Source organism: Murinocardiopsis flavida (genome assembly GCF_003014485.1).
GTDB lineage: Bacteria > Actinomycetota > Actinomycetes > Streptosporangiales > Streptosporangiaceae > Murinocardiopsis > Murinocardiopsis flavida.
Genome location: NZ_PYGA01000014.1, coordinates 50,831 through 65,813 on the forward strand (window position 1 = coordinate 50,831; position 14,983 = coordinate 65,813).

Below are 14,983 nucleotides of genomic sequence, written 5' to 3' on the forward strand. Positions count from 1 at the left end.
GGAGACTGGACGCGCTATGGACTACACGATCGTTGCCGTTGTCATCTTCGCCGTCGCCCTGCTGGTCTTCGGCGGTGCGTTCCTGATCAGGCCGCGCAGGCCGCAGGCGCCGGCCGAGCCCGGCGAGCGCCCCGAGGGCGCGGCGCCGTCGGCGACGGCCGAACCGGCCGAAGACGAGGAGGCCGCCGCGGCGGCCGACGCCACCGCGGGCGCCTCGCCCGCCGAGGCGCCCCCCGCGGCGCCGGAGGTCGAGACCCCGCCGCCCTCGGCGGGGCGGCTGGTCCGGCTGCGCGCGCGCCTGGCGCGCTCCCAGAACGTCTTCGGGCAGGGGCTGCTGAGCCTGCTGTCGGCCGACAAGCTCGACGACGACAGCTGGGAGGAGATCGAGGACACCCTCATCACCGCCGACGTCGGCACCACCTCGGCGGCGCAGATCGTGGAGAGCCTGCGGACCAAGGTGAAGGTCCTGGGGACCCGCTCGCCCGAGGAGGTGCGCGGGCTGCTGCGCACCGAGCTCCTCGCCCAGCTCAACCCCGACCTCGACCGCACCGTGCGCACCGAGGGCCACAGCGGCACCCCCTCGGTGCTGATGGTCGTCGGCGTCAACGGCACCGGCAAGACCACCACCTCCGGCAAGCTCGCCCGGGTCCTCGTCGGCGACGGCCGCAGCGTCGTGCTCGGCGCCGCCGACACCTTCCGCGCGGCAGCCGCCGACCAGCTCGAAACGTGGGGCGCGCGGGTGGGCGCCCCCGTCGTCCGCAAGGACGAGGGCGCCGACCCCGCGAGCGTCGCCTACGACGCGGTCTCACGGGGCGTCGCCGACGGCGCCGACGCGGTCATCATCGACACCGCGGGGCGCCTGCACACCAAGGTCGGCCTCATGGACGAGCTCGGCAAGGTCAAGCGCGTCATCGAGAAGAAGTCGCAGGTCGACGAGGTCCTGCTGGTCCTCGACGCCACCACCGGGCAGAACGGGCTACGCCAGGCCCGCGTGTTCTCCGAGGTCGTCAACGTCACCGGCATCGTGCTCACCAAGCTCGACGGCACCGCCAAGGGCGGCATCATCATCCAGGTCCAGCGGGAGCTCGGCGTCCCCGTCAAGCTCGTGGGGCTCGGCGAGGGCCCCGACGACCTCGCGCCGTTCGACCCCGAGGCGTTCGTCGACGCGATCCTCGACGCGGCCTGAGAGGGCCGCGGCACCGGGGGCCCGGTGCCGCGGCGCTCACACGGCGACGTCGCGCCGGGCGAACACCCCCGCACCGAGCGCGAGCAGCACGGCCGGGACCGCCACCAGCACAGCGGTGAACCCGGCGTCGAATCCGTTGACCAGCGGTTCGGGGTCCTGCGCGTAGTAGAACGCCGACGCGAACCGCAGCCACTCCAACTCCGCCACCTGCAACGCGAAGGTATTGCCGAGGTAGCCGACCACGGCGAGCACCGCCCCGGCCATGACGGCGTAGGACCGCCTGCCGGTGATCGCGCCCGCGGCGAAGGCGGCCGAGCCGTAGCTGAGGGCGATCAGCGTGAGCATGGCGCACGCGGCGAACAATCGGCCCGCCGGCAGGTCGAGCGTCAACGGGGTGTTGAGCGCCGCCAGCACGGCGAACATGGCGAGGCCGAGCAGGGCCATGATGAGCGCGACGGCGGCGAAGCGCTGCATCAGCACCGAGGTGCGGCGGACCGGGTGGGCGAGGAGCAGTTCGAGGCCGCCCTCCTCCTCGTCGCCGGCGATCGCGCGGGACCCGAACATGATGGCGGCGATGATCATGAGGACCGGGCCGAGGATCCCGAACACGGTGGCGCCCAGGTACCCCTCGGCGCTGCTGAAGTCGCTCCACCCCATCGCCTCGGTGAGACCCGCGGGCATGCTGTCCATCATCTCTTCGTAGGCGCCGCCCGCGTCCTTCATCGTCGGGAAGAACGAGCTGTACATCACGGTCACGGCGCTGATGCCGATGAGCCAGCCGAGGACCGCGCGCCGGTGGTCCCGCAGGAACTTGCCGAAGACGCTACGCAGCAGCATGGCGGTCGGCCCCCTCGATCCCGACGGTGCCGTCGGCACCGTTGCGGTTGTAGTGGTGGAAGAACAGCTCCTCCAGGTCGGGCTCCGTGCTGTCCAGGGACAGCACCGTGTAGCGCGCGGCGGCCTTGACCAGCGCGTCGGGGCTGCCGTCGACGGTGCAGCGGACGGAGTCGCCCTCGATGTGCAGTTCGCGGAGGTTGTCGATCGCGGTGAAGTCCTCGGCGCGGACACGCCCCGCGACGCGGACGCGGAACTCGCGCACCATCCGGTCGCGCAGCGCGTCGATGTCCTCCACCGCGACGATGCGGCCGCCGCGGATCACCGCGGCCCTGTCGGCGACGTCCTGGACCTCGCTGAGCACATGGGAGGACATGAACACGGTGCGGCCGTCCGCCCGGGCGCGGCGCACCATGGCGAGGAACTCCTGTTGCAGCAGGGGGTCGAGCCCGCTCGTGGGTTCGTCCAGGATGAGCAGGTCGGGGTCGTGCATGAACGCCTGGATCAGCCCGACCTTCTGCTTGTTGCCCTTCGACAGCCCGCGGACGGGCCTGGAGAGGTCCAGGTCGAGGCGCTCGGCCAGTGCCGAGATTCGGTGCTGCGGGACTCCGCCGCGCAGGTTGGCGAGGTGGGTGAGGAGTTCGCGGGCCGGCCGGCGGCTCACCATCGCCAGTTCACCGGGCAGGTAGCCGACCCTGCGGCGGATCGCCATGCCGTCGGCGCGGGTGTCGAGCCCGAAGACCCGCGACTCGCCGCCGGAGCGGCGGATGAGGTCGAGGAGGATCCGGATCGTGGTGGTCTTCCCCGATCCGTTGGGGCCGAGGAAGCCGAAGACCTCGCCTTCGTCGACCTCCATGTCCAGGCCGAACAGGGCCTGGTGGCGCCCGTAGCGCTTGGTCAGGTTCGCCGTCGTGATGACCGGCCGGGTGGATGCGGACATGGTGGCAGTCCTTGTCGAGTCGCCGTACAGGCCGGTCCTCGTTCGACCGGGGGGCGGCCGCCGGCCGTGTCGCGGGTCGGCGGCGGACTCAGGGGCCGGCCGCGCGCGCGGACCGGTCCTGGGGACTCCCGGAGTACGGCGGTGTGCGCGGCGTACCCGGGCCCGGTGGTGCGGGCGGGTCCCGCTGGCTCTGTGGCCGTTCCGATTCGGTACGCATCGCTCGCAACGCTCGTTGTCCTCCGCGGGATCTTCCCGCACTGCGATTCTGCGCCTCTCCGGCCGATTAGTAGAGGCCCCGGCGCCGTTTCTTAACGGCTTCCTGACAGCACGCGCCCGCCGCGGCGCGTCTCCGGGGCCGGTGCCGCAGTTCACCCGGACGTAACGCGCCGCCCGGTGTCTTTACGTGCGCGAAACAGCCCCGGCGGCGCTGGGAAACACGGCCGGACCACGATTCCGCCAGTGGTGGTCCCTGGCGAGCCCGACGACGTGCCCCGAGGAATGGCCCGCATCCGACGAACGACGATCCCCCGCACGACCCTGGAGGCGACGTGGAGAACCTCGACACGGGCACGACCGCGTGGCTGCTCATCAGCGCCGCGCTGGTCATGCTCATGACACCGGGACTGGCCTTCTTCTACGGCGGCATGTCCCGTGCCAAGAGCGTCCTGAACATGATGCTGATGAGCTTCGCGAGCATCGCCATCGTCAGCGTGCTCTGGGTGGCCGTCGGCTACTCCCTGACCTACGGCGAGGGCTACGGCGCGCTCTCCGGCTTCATCGGCGGGCTCGGCGACGCCGGGGTGTCGAACATGATCGGCGCCGTCGACGAAGAGGGCGGCTACCCGCTCATGGTCGACGTCGGCTTCCAGATGATGTTCGCCGTCATCACCGTCGCGCTGATCAGCGGCGCCATCGCCGACCGCGCCAAGTTCGGCGCGTGGCTGCTGTTCGCCCCGCTGTGGGCGCTGCTCGTCTACTTCCCCGTCGCGCACTGGGTGTGGGGCGGCGGCTGGTTCGACGCGCTCTCCGGCCTCGGCGCCGACGTGGTCGACTTCGCCGGCGGCACGGCGGTGCACATCAACGCCGGGGCGGCCGCCCTCGCGCTGACCTTCGTCCTCGGCCGCCGCAAGGGCTTCGGCGCCGAGTCGATGCGCCCGCACAACCTCCCGTTCGTGCTGCTCGGCGCGGCGCTGCTGTGGTTCGGCTGGTTCGGCTTCAACGCGGGCTCCGCCTATGCCGCCGACGCCACCGCGGGCCTCGCCCTGGTGAACACGCAGGTCGCCACCGCGGCGGCGACCGGGGCGTGGATGCTGGTCGAGCGCCTCCGCTACGGCAAGGTCACCGCGCTCGGCTTCGCCTCGGGCGCGATCGCCGGCCTGGTCGCCATCACCCCGGCCGCCGCGAACCTGACCCCCATGGGGGCGATCGCGCTGGGCCTGGTCGCCGGCGGAGTCTGCGCCTACGCGATCAGCTGGAAGTACAAGTTCAAGTACGACGACGCGCTCGACGTCGTCGGCATCCACATGGTCGGCGGCATCATCGGCTCGCTGGCGCTGGGCGTCATCGCGTCGTCGGTCACCGGCGAGGGCGCCCCCGACGGCCTGCTCTACGGCGGGACCCCGATGTTCCTGGTGGTGCAGTTGATCGCGGTCCTCGCGACCATCGCCTACTCCTTCACGGTGACATGGGTCATCGCCAAGCTGATCGACCTCGCGATGGGCTTCCGGATCCCCGAGCACGTGGAGACCAACGGCCTCGACAGCGAACTGCACGCGGAGGACGCCTACGCCTTCGACGAGCTCGACGCCGAGGAGCTCACCGGCCTCTCCTCGCCGACGCCTCCGGGCGAGGAGGCGGCCTCACAGCAGGTGCGCAGCTAGGTCTCTTCGACGGCGAGGAGGCCGGCCGCACCACGACGGCTGTGAGGTGTGTTACCGGCCCGGCGGGTTCCCCCGCCGGGCCGGACGTATGCCCGGGCCCGTTGACGGTGCGGGTGGCCGGAATGGGCCTGCGGCCGGTATGGGACGGCGGGCGGGGCGCGCTCGCCCGGTGCGCCTTTCGTGATGAGGCATTTACCGGGCATTACTCTCAGGTTCGCTAGGCTTGCGCAGCAGGCGGGCGGATCCGCCTTCCGCGTTGTGCGCGTTGGGGCGCCGTACTATGGCCCGCATCGGGCAACGTCCGTCCTGCTGTCGCCCGGAGCCGGCTGCGGCTCCGGTGCGTCCAAGGTTTCTCGACACACATTCAGTACCCCTTGGCAGGGGCCAGGAGGCATGATGGCGCCGGCACGACCCTCACAGCGGCGATCGCACGGGCCGCTCACTCTCGCGGCGGCATCGACCGTTCTCGCACTCGGCCTGACCGGGTGTTCCCTCGACCTCAGCCACCTCGCTCCCGGTGGCCTGGGATCCTCGCCCTCGCCGACCCCGGTCGCCGCCGGCCCGGTGGCGAAGGACGCCATGGCGACCCTCGCCGAGGCCCCCGCCGTCGCGGTGCAGGGCCAGACCGCCGACTCCGGCGGCCAGCCGCGCGAGACCACCCTGACCGTCGCCGACTCCGGTGCCGCCTCCGGCACCGTCGACGTCGAGGGCTCCGAGGTCAAGGTCATCGAGATCGACCAGCAGCTCTACGTGTCGGGCGACGACGCGTTCTGGCTCGGGCAGTCGGCGTTCAACCCCGACTCCGACAGCTACGCCGACAACTGGGTGCGGGTCAAGCCCGATGTGCTCGGCATCGACCCCCAGGCGGTCCTGGCCCCCGCGCAGCTCGCCGAGATCATCACCGGGATGATCCCGGAGAAGGGCAAGGCCGTCGAGGAGAAGCTCGACGGCAAGGCCGTCTACCGCATCGACCTCGGCAAGAAGAACAAGATCTGGGTCACCAAGGAGAAGCCGCACACGCTGCTGCGCATGGAGATCGAGGAGCTCGCCCCGGTCGAGGGCGGCGACCTCACCACGCGCACCCAGATGAACGTGAGCACGCCCGCGGCGGCCGACATCGAGAAGATGTACGACGACATCGCCTCGACCGTCAAGGACGACCTCGGGAGCTCGCGCGACTCCCGCATCGAGGTCACCTGGGACGGTCAGCTCGACATGAAGTGCCAGACCGGCGGCAAGTGCAGTGTCACCGGCAAGGTCAAGGACAACGGCGTCGCCGCCGACGGCGAGGACAAGATCCAGGTGCGCATGGACGCCAAGTTCACCAACTCCTCGCTGGGCGACAAGAAGTGCGACGACTCCGGGACCCTCGAAGTCGGCGGCACGACCTCGCTCTCGTGCAGCGTCGACTACGCCTTGGCGGCGAGCACCAACCCGCAGAGCTACCAGATCAACGGCGAGGGCCTGCTCTCGACCCGCGGCGTCAGCGGCAAGGGCAAGGACGCGCTGGCGAAGAAGGTCAAGGAGCAGCGCAAGACCACATTGGAGAAGGCGGGCGGCGCCCCCGCGAGCCCGTCCGAGGGCAACTGATCCGGGACCACTCGCGCCACCGGGCCCCCGCGCCCGGTGGCGCAGCGGAGGGAGGTGCCCGGCGCGCGCGTTCCGGGCCCCTCGTCGGCGTCCCGAGCGGATACCCTAGGAAGCCACTCCCGAGATTGAAGGACGGGACACCCTCGTGTTCGAAACGCTTTCCGACCGGCTGACTTCGGTCTTCTCCTCGCTGCGCGGCAAGGGCCGGCTCTCCGAGGAGGACATCGACAAGACGGCGCGCGAGATCCGCCTCGCGCTGCTCGAAGCCGACGTCGCGCTGCCCGTGGTGCGGGCGTTCATCGCGAAGGTCAAGGAGCGGGCCCGCGGCGAAGAGGTCTCCAAGGCGCTCAACCCCGCGCAGCAGGTCATCAAGATCGTCAACGAGGAGCTCGTCGAGATCCTCGGCGGCGAGACCCGCGAGATCCGCCACGCCAAGAACGCCCCGACCGTCATCATGCTCGCCGGCCTCCAGGGCTCCGGCAAGACCACGCTCGCCGGCAAGATCGTCAAGTGGCTCGCCGACCAGCGCAACACCCCGCTGCTGGTGGCGTGCGACCTCCAGCGCCCCAACGCGGTGACCCAGCTCCAGGTCGTGGGGCAGCGGGCGAGCGTGCCGGTGTTCGCGCCGCAGCCCGGCAACGGCGTGGGCGACCCCGTCGAGGTGGCCCGCCAGTCCGTCGAGCACGCGCGGCTCAACAACAACAACTTCGTCATCATCGACACCGCCGGGCGCCTCGGCGTCGACGCCGAGATGATGCAGCAGGCCGCCGACATCCGCGACGCGGTCCAGCCCGACGAGATCCTGTTCGTGGTCGACGCCATGATCGGCCAGGACGCCGTCAACACCGCGCAGGCGTTCCTCGACGGCGTCGGCTACGACGCCGTCGCGCTCACCAAGCTCGACGGCGACGCCCGCGGCGGCGCCGCGCTGTCCATCCGGCACATCACCGGGCGCCCCATCATGTTCGCGTCCACCGGCGAGAAGCTGGAGGACTTCGACCTCTTCCACCCCGACCGCATGGCGTCGCGCATCCTCGACATGGGCGACGTCCTCACCCTGATCGAGCAGGCGCAGCGCACGTTCGAGCAGGACGAGGTCGAGGAGATGGCGGGCGCGCTGGCGTCCGACACCGACTTCACCCTCGACGACTTCCTCAAGCAGATGCAGATGGTGCGGCGCATGGGCCCCATCAGCAACCTGCTCGGCATGATGCCCGGCATGGGGCAGATGCGCGACCAGATCAACGACGTCGACGACAAGGATCTCGACCGCATCACCGCCATCATCCGGTCGATGACCCCGGGCGAGCGGTTGAACCCGAAGCTCATCAACGGCTCGCGGCGGCTGCGCATCGCCAACGGGTCGGGCGTCCAGGTGAGCGACGTCAACGGCCTGGTCACGCGTTTCTTCGAGGCGCAGAAGATGCTGAAGCAGATGAAGAACGGCGGCATGCCCGGTATGCCGGGGATGCCGGGCATGGGCGGCGGCAAGAAGAAGGCCGCCAAGGCCCAGGCCAAGAAGGTGAAGAAGGGCAAGCAGCGCAGCGGCAACCCGCTCAAGGCCAAGCAGCAGGAGGCCGACCGCGCGGCCGAGCGCGAGCGTCGGCGCGAAGAGGGCCCGGCCGAGCAGGGCGGGCCGAAGCTCCCGCCCGGGTTCGGCGGCGGCGCGCCCACGCTGCCCCCGGGGTTCGGCGGCGGCAACGCCCCCGACCTCTCCGACTTCAAGCTGCCCAAGCAGAAGTAGCCCGGCGCCCCCGCGCGGGGGCGCCGGTCACCCGGTGTGTTCGATCCGACCCGCCGAGCCCGCTCAAGTGGCACCTCGGCCCTCTGAACGTCTGGCACAATTGACAGGCGACTAACGGTGCGCGGGACGGCCCTCTACCTTGCCGGCGCATCCACGTCCACAGCCCAGCGGTACTCCACAACCCCACGTGGACGTCGGCGCTGGGCGATCACGCCGTTTTCAGGAGAATCCACACCCGTGGCTGTCAAGATCAAACTCAAGCGTATGGGCAAGATCCGTACGCCGCAGTACCGCATCGTCATCGCCGACTCGCACACGAAGCGCGACGGCAAGGCCATCGAGGAGATCGGCCACTACCACCCGCAGGAGGAGCCGAGCTTCATCCAGGTGAACTCCGAGCGGGTGCAGTACTGGCTGTCCGTGGGCGCGCAGCCCACCGACCCGGTGTCGCACATCCTCAAGCTCACGGGCGACTGGCAGAAGTTCAAGGGCCTCCCGGCCCCCGCGCCGCTGAAGGTCGCCGAGCCGGTCGACGGCGAGGCGAAGGAGGCCGAGTTCCAGGCGGCCCTGAAGGAACTGGTCCTGCCCGAGAACTCGGCGAAGGACAAGCGCAACAAGAAGGCCGAAAAGGCCGAGGACAAGCCGGCCGAGGCGGAGAAGAAGCCCGAGGGCGAGGAATAAAGTGCTGGAAGAGGCGCTTGAGCACCTGGTCAAAGGGATCGTCGAGAATCCCGATGACGTCAATGTGCGAGCCCGCAGGCTGCGCAAGGGCAAGGTGCTCGAAGTCCGGGTCCATCCCGATGATCTCGGGAAGGTGATCGGCCGCAACGGCCGTACCGCCAAGTCGCTGCGGACCGTCGTCGGTTCGCTGGCCGGCGGGCGCTACGTCCGTGTCGATCTGCTGGATCTGCACGAAGTCCGCTGATCCGCGCCCACAGACCCGTCGGCTCCGGTCGACGCCCATGCGGTATGCGCTGGTTCGACCGCGCGGCAGGCCCGGCCTGCCGCGCGGTCGATTTGTGCCATCGAGGAGGGACGTGGCGATGCGCCTCGTTGTAGGCAGGATCGGCCGTGCGCACGGGGTGCGCGGCGACGTCGCCGTCGACGTGCGCACCGACGACCCGCGGGCGCGCTTCGCCGACGGTGCGCGGCTGTTCACCGACCCCGAGAGCGCGGGACCGCTGACCGTCGCCGGGTCGCGCTCGCACTCCGGGCGGCTGCTGGTGCGGTTCGAGTCCGTGGCCGACCGCACCGCCGCGGAGCGGTTGGCCGGTGTCACGCTGCTGGTCGACTCCGCCGCCATCGCCCCGGTGGACGACCCCGACGAGTTCCACGACCACGAGCTCGTCGGCCTGGCCGTGCGCACCGTGGCCGGCGCCGAGGTCGGTACGGTGCGCGACATCCTGCACAACGCCCAGGACGTCCTGGTGGTCGAGGGCCCCGGCGGCGAGGAGGTGCTCGTGCCGTTCGTGCGGGCCCTGGTCCCCGAGGTCGACACCGCGGCCGGCCACCTGGTCATCGACCCCCCGCCGGGTCTGCTCGACCTCTCCTAGCCGCCCTGGGGGGCCTATGCGCATCGACATCATCACCATCTTCCCCGAGTACTTCGCGCCGCTGGAGCTGTCGCTCATCGGCAAGGCCCGCGCCTCGGGGCTGCTCGACATCCGCCTGCACGATCTCCGGTCGTGGACCCACGACCGGCACAACACCGTCGACGACACCCCGTTCGGCGGCGGGCCCGGCATGGTCATGAAGCCGGAGCCGTGGGGCGCGGCGCTGGACGACGTCGCGGGCCGCGGGCCCGACGAGCGTCCGCCGCGGCTGGTCCTGCCCACACCGAGCGGGCGCCCGTTCACCCAGGCGGCGGCGGACCGCCTGGCGGGGGAGCCCCGCCTGGTGTTCGCCTGCGGGCGCTACGAGGGCATCGACTCCCGGGTCGCAGCCGACGCTGCGCTGCGGATGCCGGTCGAGGAGCTGAGCGTCGGCGACTACGTCCTCAACGGGGGGGAGTCGGCGGTGCTGGTGATGGTCGAGGCCGTGACCCGGCTGCTGCCCGGTGTCCTCGGCAACGCCGATTCGGCGGCCCAGGACTCGTTCGCCCCCGGCGCAATGCACAACCTGGTCGAAGGCCCGGTGTACACCAAGCCGCGAGTGTGGCGCGACCAGGAGGTGCCGCCGGTACTGCTGTCGGGCGACCACGGCGCCGTCGACCGCTGGCGGCGCGACGAGGCGCTGCGCAAGACCGTGCGCACCCGCCCCGATCTGGCCGAGCGCCTCGCAGCAGAGGGCGACCTCGACCGGCGCGACCGGGAGGTCCTGGAGGAGGCCCGGGTACAGGTCACTCCGGAAGCTGTGGCAGACTAGACGAGTTGCCCCTGTCGTCGGCTTTGTTCGCGTGCGCAGTCAAGACATTCCTGGCTGCCGGCCGCTGAACAGCCGCATCAACCGGGGGCGGCCGAATCCGAGCCCGGCAGATCCGCCCGCGCGCAGCGTTTATGCCCGTCGCCGCGGCGCGCAATCGATGAGGAACCGCTGAGATGCACACCGCAATCCAGGAGCTGGAGAAGGCCCAGCTCCGCACCGACGTCCCCGAGTTCCGTCCCGGCGACACGCTCAACGTCCACGTGCGGGTCACTGAGGGTACCCGCTCCCGGATCCAGGTCTTCAAGGGAATCGTGATCGGTCGCCAGGGCGCCGGCAACCGCGAGACGTTCACCATCCGCAAGATCAGCTACGCGGTCGGCGTGGAGCGCACCTTCCCGGTGCACACCCCGGCGATCGAGAAGATCGAGATCGTCTCCCGCGGCCGCGTCCGCCGCGCGAAGCTCTACTACCTGCGCAACCTGCGGGGCAAGGCGGCGCGCATCCGCGAGCGCCGCTGACCGCCCACCCGCCGCCGCGCACCGCACTGCGGGGCATCCCGGCGGCGGGCGCCGCGCTCGGCTAGGCTTCGCCCCGATGAGCGACGACGAGAACGCGATCCGGCGCCGCGGTACCGGGGCACCGGCTCCGCGTATTCCGGACGCTCCTCCACAGGATTCTGGCTCCTCCGTGTCCACGCACGGGGGGGCCAGTCGTGTATCGGGGCCCGCACGCGCGGGCACCGGCGTCGACACCGGTCCCGATCCGGGCGGCGGCGATGAGCAGGCAGCCGGATCGGCCAATACATGGGGAGAGCACGGACACCGGGATGAGCGCGAAGAGAGCCGCCAAGGGCGCGCAGAAGTCAGGTTCCTTCTGGAAGGAACTGCCGATCCTGATCGTGATCGCCCTGGTGCTGGCGTTCGTCATCAAGACCTGGGTGGTCCAGGCGTTCTACATCCCCTCGCGCTCGATGGAGAACACCCTGCTCATCGGCGACCGGGTGCTCGTCAACAAGCTCGTCTACCAGGTGCGCGACATCAAGCGCGGCGACGTGGTCGTGTTCAACGGCAACGGGTCGTGGGACGAGGAGACCGCTGAGACCCCGCCGTCGCAGAACCCCATCGCCAAGGGGTACCGCTGGGTCGAGCGGCAACTGGGCGTCGAGACGCAGGGCAAGGACTACATCAAGCGCGTCATCGCCCTGCCCGGCGACACCGTCCAGTGCTGCGACGCCGAGAACCGGGTGGTCGTCAACGGGCAGCCGCTGGACGAGCCGTACCTGTTCCCCGGCAGTGTCGAGACCCACCGGGACTTCGAGCCCGTGACGATCCCCCAGGGGCGGGTGTGGCTCATGGGCGACCACCGCGAACTGTCCAAGGACTCCAGGGCGCACCAGCTGGAGACCGGCGACGGCACCGTCGCACAGGACCACGTGGTGGGCCGCGCGTTCGTCCTCGTGTGGCCGCTGAACCGATTCACCACACTGCCCATCCCCGACACGTTCACCAAGGTTAACGGCGGCGCGGCCGCGGCCGCTGCGGGCGCCGCCCCGCTGGCGCTGGGCGCGCTCGGGGCCGTCCCCGTCCACCGGACGGGGCGCGGCCTGCTGCGCAGGCTGCGCCGCCCGTGACGCGCGAATTCCCCCAAATGCCCCCCACCGATTGACACGTGGCCCATCATGGTTGCTACGGGGGTGCCCACGGGCGGCCCCGCCGGGCGCGCAGGCGCAAGGACCGGATCATGAGGAGACAGGACACAGAACCGGGGAAGGCACGACGAAAGCGAGCGGTTGGATGAGTTCTGAGGACCTGGAGAAGTTCGAAGCCGAGATGGAGCTCCAGCTCTATCGCGAGTACCGCGACGTCGTCGGGTTGTTCGGATACGTGGTGGAGACCGAGCGTCGGTTCTACCTCACCAACCAGGTCGACCTGCAACCGCGTACTACCGACAACGGCGAGACCTACTTCGAGGTCACCATGCAGGACGCGTGGGTGTGGGACATGTACCGGCCGGCGAGATTCGTGAAGAACGTCCGAGTGGTCACCTTCAAGGACGTGAACGTCGAAGAGATCACAAAGTCCGACCTTGAAGTGCCGCCCAACGGCCAGCCCGGGGCCGAACCGGGCCCGACCCCCTGAGGTCCGCGGCGCGCGGCCGTTGCCGCGGCGCCGCCGCAATGTCACCCTGCGGCGGCGCCGCGGCTTTGGTGTGGTGGGGCCGCGGGGCCGCGGTCATGGTGTGACCCTGCTGCGGTGTTGCGGCCACGTTGTGATCCCCTCCGCGCGGGTAGGGCGAGGAAGAACCCGCCCACGCCACGAGGGGAGTCACCATGCGCGAACGCGATCCCGGCGACCGCCGGCAGGACCGGCAGGACCGGCAGGACGACGAACCGTCCGCAGCGGCGCAGGAGGACGCGGTCGGCAACCAGGCGCGCGCCGAGCCGATGCCCGCCGCCCCGGAGGAGTCCGGGGGCGCCGCTGTCCGCCGCAACGAGGAACTGGGGGCGCTGGGCACCGCGTCGGACCTGCCGCCGCGCGCTGAGGCGCCGGCCAACGACCAGGCGGCCGACCCGCCCGAGCGCGTCACTGGAGCGGTCCCCGCCGCCCAGGCCCCGCAGAACGCCCCGGGCGTCCAGGTGGCCCAGGGCGAGCCGGAGCACGACGGCGACCAGTGGCGGGTGCGCGATGTCGCCAACGCCGTCCACGGCAGCCCCGACGGCGAGGTCGACACCCGCGCCGACCAGCCGTCAACGGGCTCCGACACCCCGTAGCAGCGGGGTTCGGGCGCGGCGGATCCGGCGGAGGGCCCGGCGGGAGCCGCCGTCCTCTGCGCGACGCGCCTGCGCCGGCCGCCGTCGAAGCCGGTTGCGAGGGCGCGGCCCGCGTCGGCGCGCCGTTGCGGCGACCCGCGCTCGCGCGGCGGTGTGCTGCGCTGCTACACACCGCCCCCACCGGAACCGCCGGCGAGTTCGCGCACGGTGGCCATGTCGCTGAACGGGATCACCCGATCCCCGATGACCTGGTGCGGTTCGCTGCCCTTTCCCGCGACGAGAACGGTGTCGCAGGGGTCGGCGGCGTCGAGCGCGCGGGCGATCGCCCGGCGGCGGTCGGCGAACCGCTCGAATGGCGTGCCCGTCGCCTCCAGTCCCGGAACGATCTGGTCGATGATCGCCTCGATGTCCTCGCCGCGCGGGTTGTCGGACGTGACGATGCACAGGTCGGAGTGGGTTCCGGCGATCTCGCCCATCTCGGCCCGCTTGGTGGTGTCGCGGTCGCCGCCGCACCCGAAGACGGTGATGACCCGGCCGGCGGCGAACCCTCGGATCGTCGCGAGCACCTTCTCCAGAGAATCGGGGGAGTGCGCGTAGTCGACGATCACGGCGGTGCCGGAACGGGTCTCGAAGCGTTCGAACCGGCCGGGGATCGGCGGCATCCGGTCGAGGGCGCCGACGAGTCCGGCGAGGTCGTGGCCGAGGGTGTGGCAGGCGGCGATGGTCGCGAGCGCGTTCGCGACGGAGTACCGGCCGGGCACGGGGATCGCCGCCGGGTACTTCCGGCCGTCGTGGTGCAGGGTGAACCGGGTGCCTGAGGCGTCGATGGTGAGGTCGGTCGCCCGGTAGTCGGCCTCGGCGTCCAAGGCGTAGGTGGTCACCGCGCCCGGCATCATCGCCGGGATCGCGGCCCCCACAGGGTCGTCGACGTTGACGACCGCGTGCCGGCACAGGCCCTCGAACAGGCGCAGTTTGGCGTCGCGGTAGTTGTCCATCGTCCCGTGGTCGTCGAGGTGGTCCTGCGTCAGGTTGGTGAAGATCCCGACGTCGAGGAACGTGTGGTCGACGCGGTGGTTCAGCAGCCCCATCGACGTGGCCTCCAGTACGACGCTGTCGGCCCCGTGGTCGCGCATGCAGCCCAGCAGGTACTGGAGGTCGGGGGATTCCGGGGTGGTCAGGACCGACCGCGGCATCGGGATCAGGTCGTCGCCGATCCGGCTGCCGGCCGTGCCGATGACGCCGACAGTGGAGCCTTCGGCGAGGCGCAGGACCGACTCAACCATGTACGAGACGGACGTCTTCCCGTTGGTCCCCGTGATCGCGACCATGTCCATGTGCCGCCCCGGTTCGCCGTAGTAGCGCGAGGCGACGAGTGCGGCGGCGATCCGCGTGTCGGCGACCCGCACTGCGCACGCGGCCGCAGCGGACGCCGCGGGTTCCGCGGGGTCCGGGGAGTCGCCGTCGACGAGCACCGCCACCGCGCCGCGGGCGAGGGCCGGGCCGATGGACGCCGGCCCGCCCTCCTCGTGGCCGGGCACAGCGACGTAGAGCGCCCCCGGTGAGACCCGGTGCGCGTCGAAGCACGCCCCCGCGGTGATGGGTGTGTCCGGGTCGCCGCGGAGGACGTGGTGGTCGTGGCCTGCCAGCAGTGCGCTGAGCTTCACGGTGGTCCCTT

15 protein-coding genes are annotated in these 14,983 nt (G+C 71.1%); 12 read left to right on the forward strand and 3 right to left on the reverse strand.

The features are described 5' to 3' along the window. The first annotated feature begins 16 nt into the window (after nucleotides 1-16). Nucleotides 17-1,186: a signal recognition particle-docking protein FtsY gene (gene ftsY / locus CLV63_RS19305; protein WP_106584557.1), complete on the forward strand. Its 1,170-nt coding sequence runs from the start codon at nucleotides 17-19 to the stop codon at nucleotides 1,184-1,186. A gap of 36 nt (nucleotides 1,187-1,222) precedes the next feature. Here ftsY and CLV63_RS19310 read toward each other — a convergent pair whose 3' ends face one another. Then, entirely contained in the window at nucleotides 1,223-2,023 is an 801-nt protein-coding gene (locus tag CLV63_RS19310) for an ABC transporter permease subunit (RefSeq protein WP_245928910.1), read from the reverse strand. After that, complete coding sequence (locus CLV63_RS19315; protein ID WP_106584558.1) at nucleotides 2,010-2,960, reverse strand: ABC transporter ATP-binding protein; 951 nt, start codon at nucleotides 2,958-2,960, stop codon at nucleotides 2,010-2,012. The genes CLV63_RS19310 and CLV63_RS19315 overlap by 14 nt, the downstream gene beginning before the upstream one ends. Nucleotides 2,961-3,508: 548 nt before the next feature. Here CLV63_RS19315 and CLV63_RS19320 point away from each other — a divergent pair. From CLV63_RS19320 to CLV63_RS19370, 11 genes are all read left to right on the forward strand, one after another. Further along, nucleotides 3,509-4,840 (forward strand): ammonium transporter, encoded by a 1,332-nt coding sequence (locus CLV63_RS19320; protein WP_106584559.1) that lies wholly within the window; start codon nucleotides 3,509-3,511, stop codon nucleotides 4,838-4,840. Between the two features lie 393 nt (nucleotides 4,841-5,233). Next, nucleotides 5,234-6,430 (forward strand): hypothetical protein, encoded by a 1,197-nt coding sequence (locus tag CLV63_RS19325; protein ID WP_245928911.1) that lies wholly within the window; start codon nucleotides 5,234-5,236, stop codon nucleotides 6,428-6,430. Nucleotides 6,431-6,575: 145 nt separating this feature from the next. Next, on the forward strand, nucleotides 6,576-8,174 hold the full coding sequence (gene ffh, locus CLV63_RS19330) for a signal recognition particle protein (protein WP_106584560.1): 1,599 nt from the start codon (nucleotides 6,576-6,578) through the stop codon (nucleotides 8,172-8,174). A 237-nt stretch (nucleotides 8,175-8,411) separates the two neighbouring features. Then, a complete protein-coding gene (gene rpsP, locus CLV63_RS19335) occupies nucleotides 8,412-8,855 on the forward strand; it encodes a 30S ribosomal protein S16 (RefSeq protein WP_106584561.1) in 444 nt (147 codons plus the stop codon). A gap of 1 nt (nucleotide 8,856) precedes the next feature. Further along, on the forward strand, nucleotides 8,857-9,099 hold the full coding sequence (locus CLV63_RS19340) for an RNA-binding protein (RefSeq protein WP_106584562.1): 243 nt from the start codon (nucleotides 8,857-8,859) through the stop codon (nucleotides 9,097-9,099). Between the two features lie 118 nt (nucleotides 9,100-9,217). Beyond that, a complete protein-coding gene (gene rimM / locus CLV63_RS19345) occupies nucleotides 9,218-9,727 on the forward strand; it encodes a ribosome maturation factor RimM (protein ID WP_106584563.1) in 510 nt (169 codons plus the stop codon). A gap of 16 nt (nucleotides 9,728-9,743) precedes the next feature. Beyond that, nucleotides 9,744-10,538, forward strand: coding sequence for a tRNA (guanosine(37)-N1)-methyltransferase TrmD (gene trmD / locus CLV63_RS19350; RefSeq protein ID WP_106584564.1), 795 nt, complete (start codon nucleotides 9,744-9,746; stop codon nucleotides 10,536-10,538). A gap of 173 nt (nucleotides 10,539-10,711) precedes the next feature. After that, nucleotides 10,712-11,056 (forward strand): 50S ribosomal protein L19, encoded by a 345-nt coding sequence (rplS, locus tag CLV63_RS19355; RefSeq protein WP_106584565.1) that lies wholly within the window; start codon nucleotides 10,712-10,714, stop codon nucleotides 11,054-11,056. A 308-nt stretch (nucleotides 11,057-11,364) separates the two neighbouring features. Beyond that, a complete protein-coding gene (gene lepB / locus CLV63_RS19360) occupies nucleotides 11,365-12,168 on the forward strand; it encodes a signal peptidase I (RefSeq protein WP_245928912.1) in 804 nt (267 codons plus the stop codon). Nucleotides 12,169-12,331: 163 nt separating this feature from the next. Then, the gene (locus CLV63_RS19365) at nucleotides 12,332-12,676 is read left to right on the forward strand and encodes a DUF2469 domain-containing protein (protein ID WP_106584567.1); all 345 of its coding nucleotides are present in this window, start codon (nucleotides 12,332-12,334) and stop codon (nucleotides 12,674-12,676) included. A gap of 191 nt (nucleotides 12,677-12,867) precedes the next feature. Then, entirely contained in the window at nucleotides 12,868-13,308 is a 441-nt protein-coding gene (locus CLV63_RS19370) for a hypothetical protein (protein WP_106584568.1), read from the forward strand. A gap of 164 nt (nucleotides 13,309-13,472) precedes the next feature. Here the strand turns inward: CLV63_RS19370 and CLV63_RS19375 are convergent, their stop codons facing one another. After that, nucleotides 13,473-14,972 carry a UDP-N-acetylmuramoyl-L-alanyl-D-glutamate--2,6-diaminopimelate ligase gene (locus CLV63_RS19375; RefSeq protein WP_106584569.1) on the reverse strand — a complete coding sequence of 500 codons (1,500 nt, stop codon included), beginning with the start codon at nucleotides 14,970-14,972 and terminating at the stop codon, nucleotides 13,473-13,475. Nucleotides 14,973-14,983 lie beyond the last annotated feature (11 nt).